Raw genomic sequence first — 22,725 nt, forward strand, 5'->3', positions numbered from 1 at the left:
CCCCTCTCCCATATGAAATCCATGGTTTACAATTCCGCTCCAGTTCTTTTACAATTCCACTGCATGTCCACCATCAAAAAAGTACAGCCATTTCCGGTCAACTTTCCGTCCCAATATATCTTCAATAGCCCGTCCATACAGATCCAGCTGGAAGCGATAATTTTTGGTGAGTTCATCCAAACCACCACGATGCTCCAATACCCGATCCGTCTTGTAATCAAGCAAGACAAGCTCGCCGTCCACCTCATACAGACAATCGATAATCCCCTGTACAAGCACGGTTTCATTTTCAATCGTTGCCTGCATTTTGCTATCTTCTTTTAACATCTGTATATCTGAGTTCGCCGCCCGTTCATGAAGCCATTCCACTGGAGACTGGTGTGCCGGAAGTCCATACACAAACGGAATTTCCCGTTTCATCCACGTTGCACGCAATAATTCTTTCCCTGGTTCTGTATTGAAAAATCCGGCCAGTTCTTCAGGTTCGATAGCCGCAGCATGATGGGGCAGCAAAATCTGAAGGTTAATCAACCGCTCAATCGTCTGTTCAATAAGCTGTGAATCAACGGATGATCCATCTATAGGAAGATGCTGCATCAACGTATGATACACATTCCCCCGTTCTGCCCCTGTCAGCTGCGTTGCCTCCATGAATTTCGGACGACGCAGATGCAGTTTGAAAGACGTACCCGCAGATCCCGTATCTGGAACATTCACCGTACGGTTTGAATCTGACCCTGATCCAGTCTCAGGCTCGTTAGATTCATCGGATACGCCACGTAGTACATGGCCTGCTTCATCTTTGCCGTAATTGATTCCTGGGGTGTTGTGAGCCAATAATTTCTCGGACTGTTCTCCCAGTTCCTCCATCACCTCTACGGACTGGATATCCTGCATCGCAAGTAACGTTTTCAACTCCGTGACAGATGTACTGGCTGCTACTTGAGTTGCTGCTTCATAGGGGTACGTCCATGAAAGCCGTTGATCAACCTCGTTGATCAGCTGTGTCTCCTCTTGTTGAAGAGCTATTGTATCGGCACCTTCATTCTCAATGTTTTGGTTAGCCGTATCTTGTGCACTCTTCGTCAGCTCTTCTACCGTTGAGGATGTAACCAACTTCACAGGCTGAACCGCTTTTAGTGCAGCAATTCGCTCTTTCCGCACCGCAGTCATCCCGTCTTCTTCTCCGAGTGTCTGATCCACCACATGGTCACGGGATACCTGATCAGCGGAAATAATAGAGATCGCCCATCGTGATTGATCATCTGCAAGACAAGCTGAGAACGAATCATTGCTTCCAGCAAGTTCACGCAGCACAACCGCATCTGGATGTCTCATCAGGGATGGTCCAATCCAGTCCAGGTAACTCCGTCCAGCAGCAAGCAGATAGTCTGGCAATGCCAGTTCAGGGCTATCCTTGACCTGAGACCACGCGAGCGTTTTTTTCGCGGCATCTTTTACAGTACCCAGCAAAATCATTTTCTCTTTGGGACGGGTCAACGCAACATACAGCACACGCATCTCTTCAGCAAGCAGTTCAAATTGCGCACGACGACGAATCGCCAGATTGGCTAATGTAGGATAGGCAACCCGGTTCTCACGATCCACAAACCTCGGACCAAATCCCAGTTCCTTATGCATTAGAAACGGTGCGTTCAAGTCCTGCTGATTAAACATCTTGGATATGCCACCGACAAAAACAATTGGAAACTCCAAACCCTTACTCCGGTGAATGGTCATGATACGTACGGCGTTGTCCTGCTCACCAGAACTACTTGTTACAGTCCCGAGGTCTCCCCCGTTTTCCCGTAGTCTAGAAACATAGGTCAGGAAACGGAACAAGCCACGATTTGCAGTTGATTCTTCATATTGTCGTGCGCGATCGTACAATGCCTTAAGATTACTTTGACGTTGCAGTCCTCCTGGAAGACCACCAACCCAGTCTAAATAACCGGTTTCCCGATACATACGCCAAATCAGTTCACTTAGACTGCCTTGCCTTGCCTCAAGTCTCCACTGCTCCAATTGACGCATAAAACGAATTAACTTTTGCTGTAATTCCGAGCCTGAGATCTCCGTTATGCCCAAATCCTCACTTGCATGTCCCGCAACACCAGCATCTTGCATTCCATCTGTATGCAATGTATGCACATCGAATTCGTGTACATCGTCCAGAATCTCTGCCTCAACAGAAGCTGCTGTCTCCCGCTCCCCCTGTTCCATCTCTGACCAGGCTTCCGGCCACTGCAACTGGACGATATTGGAATCAGGATGCTTATCCTGCCGGGATTGTTGTACAGCATTAGTGGAGGAATCGCTCCAATCTCCCGCAGCCGATATAACCGCATCATAGAATGACTGTCTTTTGTCACCGAGCCGAATCTGTGCCAGTTCCTCTTCATCCAGTCCGACAATCGGGGAACGAAGCACGGAAGCAAGCGGAATATCCTGCCTTGGATTATCAACAAGCTGAAGCAGAGACATCATGATTTCCACTTCTGTAGCCTGAAAATAGCCCTTGCTCTGCTCTCCTCCAGCAGGAATTCCCTGCTGTCTGAATTCCTCAATCATGAGCGGAGCCCACATCAAGGTCGAACGCAGCAAGATGACCATGTCACCGTAACGTGCCGGGCGCATCGTTTGCAGGGCTTTGTCATATACATGGAGGGCAGGTTTATCCGTATCCCCAACCATCTCACGAATACGCCTTGCGATCGCCCGCGCCTCCAACTGGGCCGTTTCAAGTTCGGCACTCTCCAGTTCTGCGGAGACTGATACATCCCCATTCTCATCCGTACTCTCTGTCAGATCAGGACCACCGCCCTGACGATCGATCAGCATAAGTTCAGGTGTATACGCCTTATCACCAAGTGTTTCTGACGGGAACGTAGCCCCATATGCCAGTTGAGCTCGTTCATCGTAAGCAATCTCTGCCACACCTTCGTTCATGAGTTGCCGGAATATCATATTGACTGAATGCACGACTTCCGCACGGCTGCGGAAATTCCGTGCAAGATCAATACGTTGACCTGTACGACTCAGACGATCTTCCACCATTCCATCTTCGCATGTGCTCACTCCATATTGGCGATACTTGTTCATAAACAGACCCGGCTCAGCCAAACGGAAACGGTAGATACTCTGCTTGACATCACCGACCATGAATCGGTTACCCGGGTTTTCTCTGGAGATGAGCTTCACGATATCTTCCTGAACCGTATTGGTGTCCTGATATTCATCAAGCAACACTTCATCGAATCGCGAACGGTACTCCATAGCCGCATCGGAAGGCATCGACAGTTCAGGCGTTGAATCCTCATGCCGCAAAATGTGAAGACAGTAATGCTCCAGATCACTGAAGTCAACTTGCCCCCGTTCCTGCTTGGCCTGTCGATAACGTTCTCCAAACGTACTAACCAGCCTCGACAGTTCCTGCATGAGTGGTGCCGCTTGCTCCAGCTCCTGCCAGAACGAAAAAGCACTTCTTCCGAACAATGAACCTTTCAGGTCGGAAACGGCCTTTTTCGCAGCCTCCCGGAGTTCCTTCACCTGATCCTGTAAAGCAGGGTCCGTTTGATCCTTTTTGCAGGGTTTCAGTTTGCCAAATGCAGCGGGTTGAAACACTTCAGGCAACTTCTCCCATGGCATAACCTGGGCCGCAGACAGCAGCTCTTCCACCATCACCAGATCTTCTTTTAACGTATCTGCATAAGGTGCCGGACCTTCAGGCTGCATGGAAATATGAATACCTTGACGGAGTAGTCCTGCTGCACCACTCAAAGCAAGAGCCGCATCACGCAAAATACTCTGAACCCATGCTGAATGTCCAAGTGCCTCCACACTTTCCACCTGAAAAGCAGATGCCATCTCTGACAGCCAATGATCCGGCCAGGAATGACTGCGGGAGAAATCATACAATCGTTGCACCAGTCGATGCATCGCATCATCATTTCGTTCTCCACTGAACCAGTCGACCAATTCGCGGAATGTACTACCTTCATCTTCTTCGCCATACTTTTCCTCAAATAGTTCTTCAAGCAGTTCCTGGCGCATGATCTCCGCTTCATTTTCATTCAATATACGAAAAGCCGGGTTCAACGGAATTTGCTGATAGTAACGGCGAATGACTTCCATACAGAATGAATGCAGCGTTGTAATAGATGCCCGTCCAAGCAGCGACAGCTGCTTACGCAGATGCTCTTCTCCAGGCTGTTCTTCAAGCGCACGTTCCAGCGCTTCCCGAATCCGTTGTTTCATCTCGGCGGCCGCCGCTTTGGTAAACGTGGCTACAAGTAAACGATCTACACTGAATCCTTGGGAGGGATCTGCGATCTTGCGAATAATTCGTTCAACCAGCACGGCTGTCTTGCCTGATCCCGCCGCTGCGGCAACCAGAATGTCTTCTCCGCTTTCCGAGATGGCACTCCACTGGTCATCACTCCAGAAGCTACCCTCCGGTTTTGGCATATTCGTCATGATGTTTCCCCTCCCTTGTTGTGAGATAACATATCCCAGATTTGCTGTTTGCCCGGTTTGGACAACAGATTATACTCATTTCCTTCTATATTCTCATCAAACTGACAAACAGGCTTATACGGACAGAACGTACACGCCACTTCCTGCTGAATGCGATAAGGCTCAATAGCCACATCCCCATCCGTAATCCGGGTACCAATCTGACGGATATTACTGCGAACCGAAGCAAGCAGCGTATCCCATTGCTCTGGCGTAGCTACAGCGGCGCTGCTATAAAAGCTTCCGTCCGCCTTAAGGGCAACTGGAATAATCGCTGAATACCCCTTATCCAGGGTGTTATCCATTTGAGCGATTGCGTCCCGATCCGCCAGCAGCAAACCTTTCATTTTGAACCGTTTCAGCAGTTCTTGTCCTGCCTGCTCCGATGTCATGCCGTTTGCGGATTGCAACAGCGGGTTATGCACATGGAAATACAACGTTCCTCCCGGCATCGCCGTTTCCCCAAGCCATTCTTCGGCAGCACTAAGCAGCACCTCCAGATAGGTGAGCATCTGCAATGACAGACCATAGTACACTTCATGTAACTTGAGGTCCGTCTGGCTTGATTTATAGTCAATGACACGCAAAAGCAGACCATTCTCGCCTTCTGCCACATCCACACGGTCAATCCGACCCACGATCTCCATCACACATCCGTTCTCCAGTTCAAAACGTAGTGGCGGCAGTGTTTTATCCGGTCCAAAATCAAGTTCCAGCCCAATCGGTTCAAAACTTCCACGTCTGGACTGTTCACCGAGAATAACGGATGCCCGGCTAACAATGTCCTTCAATTTGCGGAAAATATAACCGTATCGCTTGGTGCTTAGCAAAATCTCCCCTTGCAGCTGTGGTGCAATCTGCTCCACCGTTTGCTCGGCTTCCTGACGACATTGGTCTGGAGTCAAGCTGCCCCAACTACGATTTTCTTCACGCAACCGCATAGCCAGCTGGCTTAGTGCAGCATGAAACAGCTGTCCGATATCAGGAGCCTGAAGGCGGTATAATTGCCGTTCTTTGAGACGCAGCCCGTGCGAAGCAAAATGGGAGAACGGACAAGCAACGAACCGCTCCATTCGCGAGACACTCGTCCTCACCTCTGTACCATACAGTCTGCGACTGGTAGCTGTACGTAGTGGCAATGCCCGATTACGATAAAAGATCGATCCCATCAACCGCTCCAGCTGAGGTCTGCTTGTCTCTCGAGATACATGCCAATTGTAGACCGCCCACCACATTTCAGGGATGTCTTCTCCACGGCGCCATTTGCGCAATTGTCCAATGAGCGCAGACAGACTCTGACCTGGATGGGTGACATAGGACCAATGCGCTTCTTCCGAGTTCGCAACCGGTGGTTGAGCGAGTAATGGCTGTTCTTGGAGACCAAACATTTTCCGTGCATGGCGGACAATCTCGGAAGGAAGCAGTGCTTTCCCCTCATCATCAGCAACCGGGTAACTCAGCCACAACTGGCTGCTTGCCGCTGTAAGTGCCGTATAGATCAGGAAACGTTCATCCAGCATCTGTCTTGTTGCTCCTGGTCCAAGCGCCACGCCTCTTTCTGTCAGTAACGCTCTTTCCAGTTCCGTTAATACGCCATCATCCTGAGGTACGGCAGGTAATTCACCATCAACGGCGCCAAGGATAAATACGTATTTGATGTCCTGAAGGCGTGTACGGTCCATGGAACCAACCAATACCTGATCAAGTGCTGGTGGTACCAGACCCAGCTTCAGTTCCGTCAATCCGGTCTCAATCATCCCGGCAAACAGCGTGATATCCAGCCGTTCATTCCCCATCATATCAACCATCTGATCCAATAAATCCAGCACAGCTCCCCACATCTGCCGATGTTCTCTCGACCGTTCGGGGTCACCTTGAGCCTTAGCTTCAGCAGACATGTTCTCCAGCTTCCATGGGATCTCAGCATCTTCCAGCAATCTGTATAGTGCCTCGCACTGGGCTTTGGCTGTCTTTGCCTTTTTCATTCGTTTCTCAAAAACACCCAAGGAATCTGTAATGACCGTTCGGCAGCTCTCCATTAGAGAAAGCATCTGGTCCCGTCCTCGACTACGGCCATCCTGACCGTTATCTTCCAGCGACAGGCTTGGTACATACTTCCATGGTTTGCCATCAGTCCAGCGATACCCGTGAATACCACAAGCCAGTACATAATTCTCAAGCTGGTCCATATCTTCACGAGTGATGGAACCATCACGCGGAAGTAGCAGATCCGTTTTGACACAGCGAAATACATCCTCGTAACGCCAGTGGCGCCGAACAATATCCAGTGCAGAACGGATAAACTCGGACAATGGATGATGAAGTTCATTTCTTCTGCGGTCCAGAAAGACGGGTACGCCATAATCCCTGAATAGAGGTTCAGCTATATCAGCGTAGGTATCCAACTGCCGGACAAGTACTGCCATATCCCGGTAACGCGCACCTTCGTTTTGTGCCAGGCGCCGCATCTCACGCAGTGCCCCCTCCATCTCAGCTCGTCGGTTTTCCGCTGCAACCAGTCGGATTCCGGAATCAAGGCCTTCACTTTTCCAACGAATTCGCCGGTCGAAACCAGCCTCCAGATGAGCAAGTCCCGGACGATCTTTGTATCTCGGTGGAATCTCCGAATCTAGCACGGTTATATCACTCGGTATACCCAGTTCGTCAGCCATCCCTTTCAGGCGCGCATAGGCACTCGCTGTGGGATAGAACAGTTCCAGTTCTCCAGGCAGTGCGCCGTGATCATAAGGACGATCCAGTGTCAGTGCAATCGTCACGGAAGAGGACTGCAACATCAGCCGACCGATCACACTCATCTCCTGTGGCGTGAATCCCTGAAAGCCATCAATCCAGATCTGGGCATCCTGCAGCAATGCACTTTCCGACAAACGATCTGTCAGCTCAGTCAACGTGTCTTCATCATCAATATATAAATGGGTCAGTTCCTGTTCATAGTCACGATATATCAGATTCAAGTCATGCAACTTGTCCTCCAGAATCGGCGAAGTGGATGAGGTATTCCCTCCAGACAGCCCTTCTTCCAGCAATGATGGATCAACTTCATAACGTTTAAATTCACTATATAAGTCATTTAATTCACCTATAAAACCCAGCTGGCTGCCGGATGCACCAAACAACTTCAATTCTTCCTTACGGCGCTGGATGACCTTGTAGAGCAGCATCTTTTTGCCTTCGGCTCCGATCGGAATACGAGCAGAACCACCTGCTTCCTGCATTACACGATAGGCTAAACGGCGAAAGCCGAGCACTTCTGCACGCATGGTACCTTTAATTGCTCCAGAAGACACCAATGCCTGCTCTGTGCGAAAGGAACTCTGTTCCGGAACGAGTAAAATCAAAGGTTTACCTTGCGGTTCTTGTTGAAGCAGGGTTGTAATTTCCCGGGTAATCAGCGAGCTTTTGCCGCTGCCTGCCCGGCCAATAACAAAACGAACGGACATGTCTAATCCTCCAAACTACACGTACAAGATTTTAATTCCCAGTATAACATATCTGACTTGGTTCGGAACATACGTTTGCCACTATCCGGTAAAAACGGAGATCATCTCCGTTAACACAGCCAAACAGCAAAAAGCCCGCAGCTATCACACTGTGGACTTTTTGCCAAAAGTATCATTCATTTAAAATTCACTTTATCTCACGAGAGATTAAAAAAAGTGAAACCAGACTCTTCTAATTCTTTTTACTACGCACTTCGAAAATAGCAAATTTCAGGTAATGTCCTTCATCCACGCCTAAAATTTGCGGGTGGTCCTTACCTGCTGCCTTCCAGTCAATTAGACGCAGCACTTTGCCTGCATCTTCCGCTGCATCCGCAATCGTATCCAGGAAAAGGTCAGGACGCATGTGATACGAACAGCTGGCTGTCACCAGATATCCGCCCTCATTAACCAGTTTCATTCCTTGCAGGTTGATATCCTTATATCCACGGCATGCACCTTTGACTGCTGATTTCGTTTTGGCAAATGCAGGAGGATCAAGGATGACGACATCAAATGTTTTACCGCCAGCTGCCAGCGCTTTGGATGTATCTACTTTCTGTTCGCCTGCACGTGCACGTACGGTACGTTCATCCAGCCCTTTCACTTGTTCACGCAAGTACTGGAATGCATCAGCAACTACGAACTCAACACGGTCGGTAAAACCGTTCAGCTCCACATTTGTTCGTGCACTCTCAATGGCATGCTCCGAAATATCAAGACAAGTCACTTTTTTGGCTCCATACTTGCAAGCATTCAACGTGAAACTGCCTGTGTGTGAGAAGCACTCCAGCACAGTGGCACCATCCCAATAAGGGAATGTAACTACTTTACCGCTTTTATTCACAGGCAAGAGCTGCTCTGTGCCATCCTGCTCAGTCGTTTGTAGTGTGATTCCACTCTTGTAGCCCCAACCCTTCATGAGCGGTTCGATGGCTGCACGATTCTCGCGTTGGTCGAAGAAGTAACCTGTCTTCTGTCCTTCCACGATATCCACTTTAATGAGTAGTCCATTTTCTGTAACGGTGACATGTCGTGGGCACTCTCCGTACAGTGGACCCTTGGTCTGCTCCAAACCTTCCAGTTCACGAATTGAGACATCACTGCGCTCATATATGCCTTCTGGCTGCATTACTTCAATGAGTGCCTGTACGATGGCTTCACGGCAACGATCCATGCCAAGTGTAAGCAACTGTACAACGAGGACGCTGCCAAATCGATCAACGATCAATCCTGGCAGAAAATCTGCTTCGCCATAAACGAGGCGGTATGCCTCTCCATCCTGGATAAAACGTTCCCGATGACGCAAGCAATCGCGGAAACGCGCTGCAAAGAACGCCGTATCCATCTGTTCGGACTCCAGCGGTTGATAAGATACAACTCTTACCGTGATCTGAGATGCGAGATTGTAATATCCTGTCGCCAGATAGCGACCTTGATGATTCAATACATTGACCAGATCTCCCGGCTCCGGGTTTCCGTCAACAGAGGCAATTTCATTGTTAAATATCCATGGATGTGCATGTTCTAGCCGCTTTTTGCGACTGCGTTCGAGTGTAACTGATGGCAAGGTAGATCCACTTCCTTTAATTTAATAGTTCAAAAGATAGGTTTGGTGCGGCGCGTAGGTGGCGTTTCGGTTACGAATCGATCTTCCGATCGCTGTTGTCTCCAGATTTTTTTGAACTCCCTTTTCTCAAAGGGAAAATCCGGGGATAAAGGCGAGCGCTTCGCTTCTTCGGTAACAATTTCGTCTTCTTCGCTGCGTTTGCACGAATCACCGTATCTTTCGAATTGGGGTGGGGCAGTTGAGAGCATGTTGGCGCTAAGCTGTTACTTTAAGCGCTGTATGAGTGACACTACAGCGACGATTTGTTCCTCTGATCGCTGTTGTCTCCAGATTTTTTTGATTCCCCTTTCCTAAAGGGAAAATCCGGACACAAAGGCGCACGCTTCGCTTCTTCAGATTCGATTTCGTCCCCTCCACTACGTTTGCACGAATCATCGTATCTTTCGAATTGGGGTGGGGTAATTTAGGTCGCTTCCCTCTGAATTCCTTTAGGCTTGTCATGGCTGTCTTTTCTTACTCATAGGATGAGTTAAGGAACCCGGACGGAAGGAATGATTTTGTATGTTTAGAGATGTGATATTGCCCCTACTCTATGGGCTTATTATCTTTTTTGGTGGCATGAAGCTGATGGAGACGGCCTTGCAGCGCATGGCAGGACCCATGTTGGTAGGTTGGCTCAATCGTGCCACCTCTGCTCCTTGGAAAGGCATGGCCTTCAGTGCAGGTGCAACGGCCCTGTTACAGAGCAGTACTGCGGTCACCGTACTCACCATTGGACTGGCTAATGCCAGATTAATTACCTATGGACGCACACTTGGAATCATCCTCGGCACCAACATCGGGACATGCCTGACAACGGAGCTGGTGGGACTGCAGATCGGCCGTGCTTCCCTGCCGCTACTCGTCCTGTCTCTAACGGGCTGGGCCCTGTTTGTTGTTCTTGGTGAACGCAATCTGGCCGCTCCTGAACGCACCCGCCAGACTCTGTTTAACATCCAGTACAGCTTCCTCGCAGCCGCGGGATTTGCACTTGTTATGACAGGCATTCAGGTGATGCAATCCATTGCCTTACCCTTGCGGAGCATGGGCGTATTTCAATGGTTTCTCGACCGCTCGGCCGACAGCTTGTGGTGGGGCTTCCTGGCAGGTGCCTGTCTGACAGCACTCATTCACAGCAGCGCAGCTGTCATTAGCATGGCGATTACGCTCGCAGCCACAGGAGTATTACCTGTGGATATCGGCATCGCCATTGTGATCGGGTCCAATGTGGGGACCTGCATCACCGCTGTGATTGCTGCTGCGGGCGGAGCATCCGCAGGCAAATTTGTCGCAGCCTCCCATGTTGTATTAAACATTGCGGGAGCGCTGCTGTTTATGCCGCTGATCGGCCAGCTGCATGCAGCTTCGGCCTGGCTGTCAGCGGACAACGGGGCACAGATTGCGCATGCCCAGACCCTTTTTAACGTCACCAGTTCACTGCTTGCTTTGCCATTCTGTTACTTGCCAATCTGGCACAAAAAACCACCGGTCCACGCCCCCGCGGCGAAGTCACCCGTGGCTTGATGATCTGCCTATCCAGACCCACAGAGCTCGCGGCTAACTGACTCGAACAATAGTGCGTTATACGTTAATGCCTAACTTGTTCAGGGCTACACGCAAGATATCATCGTTATTATCATATCCGCTCTGCTGCTGTAAGGACCATGCTTCTTCCGGAGCATACCAATCCACACCCTTGATTTCTTCAATCTGAGGCTGTAGATCACCACTCTCGGCTTCAACGAGATAATAATGAACTTCCTTGTCCACCGGGCCAAAGTCTGCATGTTGGTACGTGTAAGCAATGATATCAACCGGCTCTACAATGCGGCCCACCATACCTGTCTCTTCCAAAATCTCGCGCAGTGCCGTCTGTTCAATTGTTTCTCCATCTTCCATTTTGCCCTTGGCGAGAGTTGTTTTACCATAACGATCTACGATAAGCTGAATTTGAAGACGTCCGTCTTCCCCTGTTCTATAAACAACTCCGCCTGCTGAAATTTCTTTTTTGTTCATCATGCTCTCCCCCATCAACTTCGATATCTTTATCTTATTTTTTTGCAAAAGAAGGACCTCATCTCCCCGGGTAAGCTCCCCAAGGAAATGAAATCCTTGTTTCTGACGCCTCGATCACATCGCGGCGGACTTAAGATTCTCTTCCAACACACGTACCAGCGTAGCCTGACTCTCGTTGACACCTGCTTCAACCACTTTGACTCGGCACACTTTACCGACCATGTCCATCGTTCCATCAAAGACCAGTTGAATGTAGTTGTCGCTATAACCGTGCAGCTTGCCACTTCCCTCGCGGCCTTTGGCTTCACCTTCGGGAATAACATCCAGTACCTGTCCGACAAACTGCTCAGCGTACTCCAGCTGCATCTGCTCAGACAAGTCAATCAGTTCATGCACACGTGCATTTTTGACCTCTTCGTCCACCTGATCTTCCATCCGTGCTGCTGGTGTACCCGTACGTTTCGAATAAGGGAATACGTGCATTTCGGAAAAACCGATCTTCCGCATCAACTCATAGCCATTACGGTACATCTCATCCGTCTCACCAGGAAATCCAACAATGATGTCTGTTGTAATCGCTACATCCGGCATTGCTTCCCGAATGCGAAGCATCTTGTTGTAAAACTCTTCTGTCGTATATTTACGGCGCATGCGTTTCAATACCGTATCATCACCCGCTTGCAGCGGAATATGGAAGTGACGAACAAGTTTGTCCGAACGTTTGATCACGTCGAGCATACGGTCGTCAATCTGACTGGCTTCAATCGAGCTGATTCGAATACGCTCCAGCCCCTCTACCTTGTCCAGGTCCCACAGCAGATCGGTCAGATCATAATTCTCCATGTCATCACCATACCCACCTGTATGAATACCGGTCAGAACAATCTCCTTGTATCCGGCGTGTACGAGCTGATGCGCCTGTTGAATAATGCTATTCGCCTCACGGCTGCGTGAGAGACCACGAGACCACGGAATGATGCAGAACGTGCAAAAGTTATTGCATCCATCCTGGATTTTCAGGAACGCTCGGGTACGATCAGCAAAATCAGGTACATCCATCTCTTCAAACACACGGGTTTTCATAATATTACGCACCGCATTAACGGGTTGACGGGACTCCTTAATTTCATTAACATATGGCAAAATCTTGTCACGGTCCTGTGTACCGATAACCAGATCCACCCCCGGGATGTCCAGAATCTCTGCCGGAGAAGTCTGCGCGTAGCAGCCTGTAACGGCCACAATCGCCTCCGGGTTGCGCCGAATGGCACGACGAATAATTTGACGGCTCTTTTTGTCGCCGGTATTGGTTACTGTACAAGTATTAATCAAGTATACATCCGCTGTCTGTTCATCAAAGTCCACTTGATCGTAACCTTCGTTTTTGAACAATTGCCAAATCGCCTCTGTATCATAGAAATTAACTTTGCAGCCTAAGGTGTAAAACGCCACGGATGGCATAATTACATTCCTCCCATTTCTCCGGATTCATATAACACGCAAGTTAGTGCTGCCATTCCAGCTGTCTCAGCACGCAAAATGCGTTTGCCCAGTCCAACAGATACAGCACCTGCCTGATCAGCCTCTGCCGTCTCCTTATCAGAAAATCCACCTTCCGGTCCAACCACGATCAAAACTTCTGCACTTGCATCAGGTGCAAGCTGCTCTATAAACGGCTTCAGTGCATCTCTCAGCTGTTTACCATTTTCTTTCTCATAACAATAACATACCAGGCTATAGCCCTCAAAAGAAGATAACAGCCCTTTCCAGGAAAGCGGCTGCTCAACGGATGGAATACGATTCCGGTGACTCTGTTCGGCAGCTTCCTTGGCAATTTTCCGCCACCGTTCCAACCGTTTGCCTTCTTTCTTTGCATCATATTGCACAATCGTACGCTCTGATAGGAAGGGTACAAATGATACCGCCCCAATCTCAGTACATCTCTGGATGACTGTTTCCATCTTGTCGCCCTTGGGCAAACTCTGTGCCACGGTTACACGAATCCGTGCTTCACGGTCCATAACCAGAGACTCTACAATATTTGCAGTAACTTGGCCAACTTCAATGGTCTCAATTTCCACGAGTGCTTCTCTGGAGTTTCCGTCACTGACAATCAGTTTATCTCCAGGTTTACCACGCATGACCTTGCCGATATGGCGTGCATCATCACCTGTGATGATCACAGCGTGTTCATTAAACTGTTCTGCAGATACAAAATATCGCTGCATTAGTCAATCCACCCATTCTGTCCTGTTATGACTGGAATTCACCCCGCCTAATGACAAGCATGAATCCAATCGCCACAGATGATCATACAACTTTTACGTGTTTCTGACCAGTATATCCGTCCAAAACACGATACGCTTTTTTAGCGATATAATTCGATAATTACCTTTGCCAGATCCACATACATCGTTTGCGCAAACTCATACAAAGGTTGAATCGTTACATTTTGCAACGGAGGTATAACAAGAATCAACAGGAAGATAAAAATGGACCATTGCTCCACCCCTTGCAGCTTGCGGCTGATTGAAGGTGGCACTACATCTTCCAGAATCCGATAACCATCCAACGGGGGCAACGGAATCAAGTTAAACAGGAACAGGAAAAAGTTGGTTAAGTTAAAGATAGCGAAGAACGTCGTGATTGCTGTCAGCAGCCGCTCATTATCAATGCCGCCGAGAGCTCCCGAACCAACCAGTGAAGCATAGATGATTGTACCGATGATCGCGAGCAAAAGATTACTCAGAGGCCCTGCTGCAGATACGATGATGCCCATCAATCTAGGTTTGTCGAAGTTAGCCCGATTAACGGGAACTGGACGGGCCCAACCAAAGCCGGCAATAATGAGCAACAGCACACCAAACAAGTCAAAGTGTACAACCGGATTCAGCGTGACCCGACCCAACAGCTTCGCTGTTGGATCACCGAATTTGTTGGCAAAATACGCATGCGAGAATTCATGCACCGTAAATGCGATCAGAATGGTCAGCAGGAAAAACGGAAGCTGATCGATCGGATAACGAAAGAACGAATTCCAAAAGTCCATACGTTACCCCTTTCTGGCTACAAACGCCAGCCAATCCTCATCACGGTGGATCTCACTCACTTCAAACCCGGAGGCTTCCAGTGCATCATGCACAACCTGCTCTTTGTTCTTCCAAATGCCGGATACAATATAGGTACCACCAGACTCAAGCGCATGATAGACATCGTCTACGAACAACAAAATGATCTCTGCCAGAATGTTCGCCACGACAACCTTAACTGGCAGTTGCACACCTAGCGCAGGGTCCTGACTCCCGAGGACGGACAATAGATCACTCTCTTTAACCGTAATTTGTTGCTCCAGCCCATTCAGTTCCACATTCTCCCTGGCACTGATTACCGCAACTGGATCAAGATCAAGCGCCAGTACATGTTTTGCCCCTAGTTTTATCGCTCCAATAGCCAAAATACCAGAACCTGTACCTACGTCAATGACTTCCTCGCCGCCCTGAATAACCGTTTCCAGTGTGCGCAAGCAGAGGGAGGTCGTTGGATGTGTTCCTGTACCAAAGGCCATGCCTGGATCAAGCTCTATAATTTTCTCATCCGGACTTTCAGGCGTATACTCTTCCCACGTTGGCTTGATCGTCAGACGTTCCGATACACGTACCGGCTTGAAATATTGCTTCCAAGCTGTTGCCCAGTCATTTTCATCCACTGTACGCGTCTCATAACGAACTTCACCTGTATCAATTCCGAATTCGGGAAGTTCCTCAATTCTCGGATTAACTTCGGACTGCAATGCAACCATATCCGTACCTTCGGAGAAGTACCCTTTGATGACCGCAAAGCCTTCTGGAATATCATTCAAAGGAACGTCGTATAACTCCCCATATGTCGTGTCCCGTTTTTTATTTAAAGTACCGGACTCTTCAATCGAAACCCCTCCAGCACCCGCTTCATGTAAAAAATTCGAAATCATCTCCACAGCTTCTTCTGTGGTATGTATTGTTAGTTCATGCCATAACATACTTGGTTTTTCCTCCTCATTTTTCAAACATCCCAACTATTGTACTACACAAGCTACTCGGAGCACAAAGCCGCACCAGTAAAAGAAAAACAAAACAGGATATCCGCAGCCTGACTGCTCGAATATCCTGTCATCTATTCATTCATATCTGTTTCATTTACTTCAGCATTTTGTATAATTCGAATCTCACTTAGCAAAAACGTCCACCGTTCTGTGTGATCATCTCTGCGGCTTGCGGGAGCGAATCGTTGGATACGGACACGGTCAGCAAAATTTCTTGTTTCAGCCTGTTTGCCGAGTCCTCTTTGGGTGTATCATACACCTGACCATTGGACAACATTTCCGTTTCATCACTAATCAGGGCAAGTACATTCAGTTCGCCACTAAACCCTCCGACAACGGCCGTAGGAGAATTATCGAAGCCCGTAACACCATTTGAGTCCAATGCAGATGCTTCATTGCCAAGGCTCTCAATACTCAATTGGTTCGGGTGCAACAATTCCAGGGCTCTGCGTGCAGACTCGGCCTCAGTCCAGCTTGTAAAAACAGCTTCGATGGTCACTCCCGAGCGATCTTCAGTCATTAAGCTCCCGTCCCTGACGTCGATCAGCCGCTTCGCTGCGGCGTAGTGCTTCTATATCTTCATGATCCGCAGCTTCAGCGCTGAATTCCACATCTTCATTTTTGGCGGACTGCAATCGTTTCATCTTTTCCGTTTTTGTGAGAATCTTGCCTGGACGTTCATGTTCTGCCATTGTAATGCTCCTCCTTCATATTGGGAAACTAGATCATTCCACCGGCTTGTTCGATTATAGACATAGCACGGTGATGTACCGATTCATCTACGATGACAGTAAGTAATACATCTCTTCCCGTTGGTCCACCCTGTCCACCATCACTCATGCCGCTTGCAGAAGGGTCCGCCGCAGCCATGATTCCAGCACTGGCATTTGTTTGCATCGAATCGGGCACCCATGATGAAAAACTGCCGGAAACGCCCGGCTTGTAGGAAGCCCCGCTTGGTCCTACACCCGCATAACGGCTGAATCGATTAATTGACAGGTCCTCCACTCGCAATGCCTCCAGTTTTTTGGCTGCCCCTTGAGCCTGCTCCGGGCTGTGAAAGTACGCCAAAATATTTTTCTCGGTCATCCGCTTCACCTGCTTCCCTAATTTCTCGCATATCAGCTATGCATATCATTCTCGCCATGCTATCTTTCCGCAAGTTCGCTCAGAATATACCGAAATGCTCCCACAAATTGCTGTCGTTCTTTGTAGCATAGATCCATGGATGTTGCCAAAATCACTGAACCACTAAAAAAAGGCGTACAAAAAAGGACACCTTACGGTAAAAACCGCTGTGGTGTCCTTAAGGACTTGCTTTATTTTATTCTCAGTCGCCGCGGAAGGCGCGTTTCACTCTATCAAAGAAAGATTGTTCATGCTCATGTGTTTGCTCTCCATCCAGCGCAGCAATTTGGCGAAGCAGATCTTTCTGCTCGTCATTCAGCTTACTAGGTGTAACCACAACCACTTTCACATGCTGATCTCCTTGCCCCATACCACGCAGGCGTGGTACACCTTTGCCTTTGAGTCGGAAATACGTTCCTGTTTGTGTACCAGCTGGTACTTTCAACTTCACTTTCTCGGTCAACGTTGGGATTTCAACTTCATCTCCCAGAGCTGCCTGAGCAAAGGTAAGTGGGATTTCGCAATAAATATCGTCACCTTCACGCTCGAAGAAATCATGTGATTTCACGCGAATGACAATATACAGATCTCCCGCTGGTCCGCCACGCAGGCCTCCCTCGCCCTCACCTGTCATACGCAGTTGCGCGCCATCATCAACACCCGCTGGAATGCGGACATGGATTTTGCGTTGCTTGCGAACTTTACCGCTACCACTGCACGTTGTACATTTTTCTTTGATAATTTGGCCCGAACCACTACAGTTCGAACATGCACGACGATTAACCATACGTCCAAACGGTGTATTTTGCACGACTTCCTGCTGACCGCTACCTTGGCAGACCGAGCAGGTTTCCGGTTTCGTTCCAGGTTTGGCACCTGAGCCATGACAGGTATCACAGCCTTCGGTACGCGGAATCGTAATATCCGTTTCTTTACCGAATACAGCTTCCTTGAACTCAATCGTCATCGTGTACTGCAGGTCATTCCCCCGTTGGGGAGCATTTGGATCACGTCGTCCACCGCCACCGCCGCCAAAGAACATGTCGAAGATGTCGCCAAATCCGCCGCCGCCAAAATCACCGCCACCACCGAATCCACCTTGATTCGGATCGACATGACCATATTGATCATATTGTGCACGCTTCTGACCGTCACTCACTACGTCGTAAGCTTCTTTAACTTCTTTAAATTTAGCTTCCGCATCAGCAGCCTTGTTTACGTCAGGGTGATACTGACGGGCAAGCTTACGGTAAGCCTTTTTAATCTCATCGTCGTTAGCCGTTTTACTAACGCCAAGCACCTCATAATAATCACGCTTTTCAGCCACTCTTCCACCCCCATATCATTCACCTTATCGCACATCGTGACAAAAGGAAAGCCAAAGCGCGGGAGCCCCGGCTATGACTTTCCCTCTAATTCGAACGTCACCGATGTTTAATTCGCGTAGAACTACGAATTAGTTTTGTTTTTTATCTTCATCCACAACTTCGTAATCAGCGTCTACGACGTTATCACGTTTAGCGGAACCTTGTTGCTCTTCAGCACCTTGTGCTTCTTGCTCTTGCGCCTGAGCTTGCTCATACAGTTTCACGGACAGTTGTTGAACGATCTCTGTCAGCTCTTCTGTAGCAGCTTTGATATCTTCCAGGTTGTCGGAAGCCAGAACGCCTTGCAGTTTTTCTTTGGCAGCATTTGCTTTTTCAACTTCGCCAGCATCTGCTTTTTCGCCAAGATCTTTGATCGTTTTGTCAACAGAGTAGATCAATTGATCTGCACTGTTTTTCGCTTCAACGAGTTCTCTGCGTTTTTTATCTTCTTCAGCGTGCAACTCAGCATCTTTCATCATTTGCTCAACTTCAGCATCGCTCAAACCGCTGGAAGAAGTGATTGTGATTTTTTGAGTTTTGTTTGTACCTTTATCTGTTGCAGATACGTTAACGATACCGTTGGCATCAATATCGAAGCTAACTTCGATCTGTGGAACGCCACGTGGAGCTGGTGGAATATCACCCAACATGAAACGTCCAAGCGATTTGTTACCCGCTGCCATCTCACGCTCACCTTGCAGAACATGAATCTCAACGCTTGGTTGATTGTCTGCATATGTGGAGAATACTTGAGATTTGCTTGTAGGGATCGTTGTGTTACGCTCGATCATCTTAGTGAATACGCCACCTGCTGTTTCGATACCAAGGGACAGTGGAGTTACGTCAAGCAATACAACGTCTTTCACATCACCTGTCAGTACGCCCGCTTGTACAGCAGCACCCAAAGCTACAACTTCATCGGGGTTAACGCCTTTGTGTGGATCTTTACCCGTCAGTTTTTTGATTGCTTCTTGTACTGCAGGAATACGTGTGGAACCACCAACTAATACGATCTTGTCGATATCGTTAGCTGTCATACCCGCATCACTCAATGCACGACGAGTTGGTTCAAGCGTACGCTCAACCAGACCTGCAGAGATTTCTTCAAATTTCGCACGGCTCAGGTTCAACTCCAAATGCTGTGGAACGCCATCAGCAACCGTGATGAACGGCAAGGAGATTGTTGTAGTCAATACACCGGAAAGTTCTTTTTTCGCTTTTTCCGCTGCATCTTTCAAACGTTGAACCGCTGCTTTATCTTTACTCAAGTCAATGCCTTGATCTTTTTTGAATTCACTTACGAGATAATCAATGATTACTTGGTCAAAGTCATCCCCGCCCAGTTGGTTATCCCCGCTCGTTGCTTTAACTTCGAAGAAGCCGTCACCCAGTTCAAGAATGGATACGTCGAACGTACCGCCACCCAGGTCATATACGAGAATCGTTTGGTCTTCGGATTTCTCCATACCGTATGCCAAAGCTGCTGCTGTAGGCTCGTTGACGATACGCAGAACTTCCAAACCTGCAATTTTACCCGCATCTTTAGTCGCTTGACGCTGACTGTCATTGAAGTAAGCTGGTACAGTGATAACGGCTTGAGTTACCGTTTGACCCAGATAAGCTTCAGCATCAGTTTTCAATTTTTGCAGGATGATTGCAGAGATCTCTTGTGCAGAGTAGTCTTTGCCATCGATTGTTTCCTTGTGGGAAGTACCCATGTGACGTTTGATCGACATGATGGTACGATCCGGATTGGTGATCGCTTGACGTTTTGCAGTTTCACCAACAACGCGCTCTCCATCTTTTTTGAAACCAACTACGGATGGAGTTGTACGTGCGCCCTCCGGATTTGGAATTACGACAGCCTCGCCGCCTTCCATTACTGCTACGCATGAGTTTGTTGTTCCTAAGTCAATACCAATTACTTTGCTCATCCGAAAATTTCCTCCCTCAACAATTTAAAATGAATGGGTCTGATCTAACCCTTATTTAGATGTTCATGTTGCTAATCGTGCTCTATGTGTACAAACCTTTATATTAAACTTCGCCCACATTGTTCAACTATGGAGCCGACTCATTCCTTCCTATAAGGAAATTATGAGCTGACTTTAACCATAGCTGGACGAAGCACTTTATCTTTCAGCATGTAGCCCTTTTGGACTTCCTCAACAACGATACCTTCTTCGTACTCGTCGCTCTCCACTTGCATAATTGCTTGGTGGAATTCAGGATTGAACGGTTGTCCTACCGATTCCATTGCCGTCAGACCTTCGTTATTCATCACGGTTTCCAATTGACGGAAAATCATTTGGATGCCCTTGGAGAAAGATTCGACCTCTGCACCTTCCGGTACAGTAGCCATGGCGCGCTCGAAGTTATCAATAACCGGTACCAGTTCGGTGACCAGCTTCATCGAAGCGTATTTAGCCAATTCTTCTTTTTCCTTCTGAGTACGACGACGGAAGTTATCGAAATCAGCCTGTGCACGGACATAACGCTGCTGTTGCTCCTCAGCTTCTGCCTTCAGACGTGCAAGCTCATCCTGCTCCTGATCAGCCATCTCTTCAGCTTGTGCTTCTGCAGCGCCAGCTTCATTAATAGGTTCCTGCTCAGCTGCTGTTACCTCTTGTTCTTCTGTAAATGATTGCTCCTCTTTCAAGATGTTCACCTCCTTATACGAATGAAATGGTTCATTCCCGAATCTTATTTGAAACGATGTGTCAGCATCGCCGTCAAGTCACGGGATAGTGTATTTAGAATATGAATGACACGTGCATAATCCATCCGCGTGGGTCCTAGAATACCGATCGAACCCAAAGCCTCACCGTCCAATGAATAGGAGGCTGTAATCAGGCTGCAGTTGGCAAAGGCTTCATGATCATTCTCAGTGCCGATTCGCACTTGAATACCAGATCCACCCGGCACGGGCATCATCAATTTCATGAGTGTTGGTGTCTCTTCCAGCAGGTCAAGAATATCTTTTACCTTTTCGATATCTTTAAACTCCGGTTGAGTCAACATATTGGTGGCACCACTGAGGAACAGACGATTATCATGTTCGTTGTCAAAGGCACTGTTCAGCACCTGCATAACTTCCTCGTAACGTGTAATATGCCGTTCCATCTCTTGCCCAAGTTCAGTATAGAGACGGGATTTCAATTTGTAAATTGGCACACCAACCAGCTTGGTGTTCAACAGTCGAACCACTTTCTCCATCTCGGCTACCGAAATTTCTGGAGGAATCTGGACCGTCTTGTTCTCCACCTGACCGGTATTGGTCACAATGATTGCCACAGCTTCACTTTCGTTCAGAGGAAGCAATTGGAAGTGGCGAAGGGACGTATGGAATACTTCCGGTCCAAGCAGGATCGAAGTATAATTCGTCATATGTGACAAAATATTGGATGCATGTTGAATAACTTGTTCCATGACATTCAGCTTTTCGGCGAAGAACGACTTCAGATCGTCCAATTCCTGGGGCTCCACCTGATTCCAAGGAACCAAATGATCGACGTAATATCGATAGCCTTTATGAGAAGGAATGCGTCCTGCCGATGTATGCGGCTGTTCCAGGAAACCCATATCTTCAAGGTCCGCCATTTCATTACGGATCGTCGCCGGACTATATCCAACATCTCCCCTTTTGGAAATGCTCCGGGACCCTACGGGCTCAGCTGAACGGATATAGTCATCCACTATAGCGTTCAGAATCATTCGTTGACGCTCTGTTAACATGGTGAGTATTCCCTCCTTCTGACTGTACTGTCCCATGTCGTTAGCACTCCGGTTAGATGAGTGCTAAGCGGTAATACAAAAATACCAAACTGACGTGAACATTGTCAAGTGAGTTTGATGAGTGGGCTCATCTATTTATAGTATAGACCAATGTCGACAAGTCCTAACAACTTTATTGAACATACTTTGAAGTAAAAAAGGACTGCATGTAGGGCAGAGGCTGACTCGGCTCGATCCATGCAGTCCATTCAGTTGTTAGGCTGAAACGTTAAGCTCTTTTAATACCGCGATCTCATCACAACAATCCTGCTTGCTGCAATGAACACAGTCGGTCCATACTTTCTCGGGAAAAATCTCTTTTTCCACTACGGCAAAGCCGTTTTTGAGGAAGAAGGATACTTCGTATGTCAACGCCATAACCTTAGGAATCTGTTGTTTCTCCGCTTCTTCTACCAGTCGGTCCAGCAATCGGGAGCCAATACCGAGCCCTTTGTGTCCTTCCGAGATACCGAGTGATCTGACTTCCACCAAATCATTCCCCAGACGACAAAGCGATCCGCAACCCACCACTTCACCATCAACTTCGGCTACAACAAAGTGCTCCAGCTGCCGGTGCAGTATTTCCCGTGATCGCGGAAGCATGATCCCACGCTCTGCATAGCCCTTAATCATTTCATACAGTGGTTCAACATCTTCCGGCACGGCTTTTCTGCATATTACCGACATCCTGCTCTCCTCCTATTACCAAGCTTTCCAGAGGAAAGCTGACTTCGT

General features: G+C 48.3%; 17 protein-coding genes. 1 reads left to right on the forward strand and 16 read right to left on the reverse strand.

What is annotated here, in order from left to right; translation table 11 throughout:
- Window positions 1-48 precede the first annotated feature (48 nt).
- From addA to AC6CIF_RS06725, 3 genes are all read right to left on the reverse strand, one after another.
- Window positions 49-4,476 carry a helicase-exonuclease AddAB subunit AddA gene (addA, locus tag AC6CIF_RS06715; RefSeq protein ID WP_498198622.1) on the reverse strand — a complete coding sequence of 1,476 codons (4,428 nt, stop codon included), beginning with the start codon at window positions 4,474-4,476 and terminating at the stop codon, window positions 49-51.
- Entirely contained in the window at window positions 4,473-7,976 is a 3,504-nt protein-coding gene (gene addB / locus AC6CIF_RS06720; RefSeq protein WP_076211639.1) for a helicase-exonuclease AddAB subunit AddB, read from the reverse strand. The genes addA and addB overlap by 4 nt, the downstream gene beginning before the upstream one ends.
- Window positions 7,977-8,208: 232 nt before the next feature.
- Window positions 8,209-9,585, reverse strand: coding sequence for a class I SAM-dependent rRNA methyltransferase (locus tag AC6CIF_RS06725; protein ID WP_498198624.1), 1,377 nt, complete (start codon window positions 9,583-9,585; stop codon window positions 8,209-8,211).
- 561 nt (window positions 9,586-10,146) lie between these two features.
- Here AC6CIF_RS06725 and AC6CIF_RS06730 point away from each other — a divergent pair.
- Complete coding sequence (locus AC6CIF_RS06730) at window positions 10,147-11,148, forward strand: Na/Pi cotransporter family protein (protein WP_498198626.1); 1,002 nt, start codon at window positions 10,147-10,149, stop codon at window positions 11,146-11,148.
- Window positions 11,149-11,205: 57 nt separating this feature from the next.
- Here the strand turns inward: AC6CIF_RS06730 and AC6CIF_RS06735 are convergent, their stop codons facing one another.
- The 13 genes from AC6CIF_RS06735 to AC6CIF_RS06795 form a co-directional block, all read right to left on the reverse strand.
- Entirely contained in the window at window positions 11,206-11,643 is a 438-nt protein-coding gene (locus AC6CIF_RS06735) for an NUDIX hydrolase (protein WP_076211644.1), read from the reverse strand.
- A 111-nt stretch (window positions 11,644-11,754) separates the two neighbouring features.
- A complete protein-coding gene (gene mtaB, locus AC6CIF_RS06740; protein WP_076211647.1) occupies window positions 11,755-13,101 on the reverse strand; it encodes a tRNA (N(6)-L-threonylcarbamoyladenosine(37)-C(2))-methylthiotransferase MtaB in 1,347 nt (448 codons plus the stop codon).
- Between the two features lie 2 nt (window positions 13,102-13,103).
- Window positions 13,104-13,868, reverse strand: coding sequence for a 16S rRNA (uracil(1498)-N(3))-methyltransferase (locus AC6CIF_RS06745; protein WP_498198629.1), 765 nt, complete (start codon window positions 13,866-13,868; stop codon window positions 13,104-13,106).
- Window positions 13,869-14,008: 140 nt separating this feature from the next.
- Window positions 14,009-14,689, reverse strand: coding sequence for a site-2 protease family protein (locus AC6CIF_RS06750; RefSeq protein WP_076211651.1), 681 nt, complete (start codon window positions 14,687-14,689; stop codon window positions 14,009-14,011).
- A gap of 3 nt (window positions 14,690-14,692) precedes the next feature.
- A complete protein-coding gene (prmA, locus tag AC6CIF_RS06755) occupies window positions 14,693-15,658 on the reverse strand; it encodes a 50S ribosomal protein L11 methyltransferase (RefSeq protein WP_498198631.1) in 966 nt (321 codons plus the stop codon).
- A 190-nt stretch (window positions 15,659-15,848) separates the two neighbouring features.
- Window positions 15,849-16,241: a hypothetical protein gene (locus AC6CIF_RS06760; RefSeq protein WP_498198633.1), complete on the reverse strand. Its 393-nt coding sequence runs from the start codon at window positions 16,239-16,241 to the stop codon at window positions 15,849-15,851.
- Complete coding sequence (locus AC6CIF_RS06765; RefSeq protein ID WP_076211664.1) at window positions 16,234-16,413, reverse strand: YfhD family protein; 180 nt, start codon at window positions 16,411-16,413, stop codon at window positions 16,234-16,236. The genes AC6CIF_RS06760 and AC6CIF_RS06765 overlap by 8 nt, the downstream gene beginning before the upstream one ends.
- 28 nt (window positions 16,414-16,441) lie before the next feature.
- Window positions 16,442-16,810 carry a hypothetical protein gene (locus tag AC6CIF_RS06770; protein ID WP_017687219.1) on the reverse strand — a complete coding sequence of 123 codons (369 nt, stop codon included), beginning with the start codon at window positions 16,808-16,810 and terminating at the stop codon, window positions 16,442-16,444.
- Between the two features lie 241 nt (window positions 16,811-17,051).
- Window positions 17,052-18,176, reverse strand: coding sequence for a molecular chaperone DnaJ (dnaJ, locus tag AC6CIF_RS06775; RefSeq protein WP_062835521.1), 1,125 nt, complete (start codon window positions 18,174-18,176; stop codon window positions 17,052-17,054).
- A gap of 129 nt (window positions 18,177-18,305) precedes the next feature.
- Window positions 18,306-20,150, reverse strand: coding sequence for a molecular chaperone DnaK (dnaK, locus tag AC6CIF_RS06780; protein ID WP_076211666.1), 1,845 nt, complete (start codon window positions 20,148-20,150; stop codon window positions 18,306-18,308).
- Window positions 20,151-20,311: 161 nt separating this feature from the next.
- Window positions 20,312-20,875, reverse strand: coding sequence for a nucleotide exchange factor GrpE (grpE, locus tag AC6CIF_RS06785; RefSeq protein ID WP_076211668.1), 564 nt, complete (start codon window positions 20,873-20,875; stop codon window positions 20,312-20,314).
- Window positions 20,876-20,919: 44 nt separating this feature from the next.
- The gene (gene hrcA, locus AC6CIF_RS06790; protein ID WP_076211670.1) at window positions 20,920-21,951 is read right to left on the reverse strand and encodes a heat-inducible transcriptional repressor HrcA; all 1,032 of its coding nucleotides are present in this window, start codon (window positions 21,949-21,951) and stop codon (window positions 20,920-20,922) included.
- Window positions 21,952-22,206: 255 nt separating this feature from the next.
- Window positions 22,207-22,677 (reverse strand): N-acetyltransferase, encoded by a 471-nt coding sequence (locus AC6CIF_RS06795; protein WP_017687214.1) that lies wholly within the window; start codon window positions 22,675-22,677, stop codon window positions 22,207-22,209.
- Window positions 22,678-22,725 lie beyond the last annotated feature (48 nt).

The sequence above is a fragment of the Paenibacillus sp. GQ49 genome (assembly GCF_059759055.1).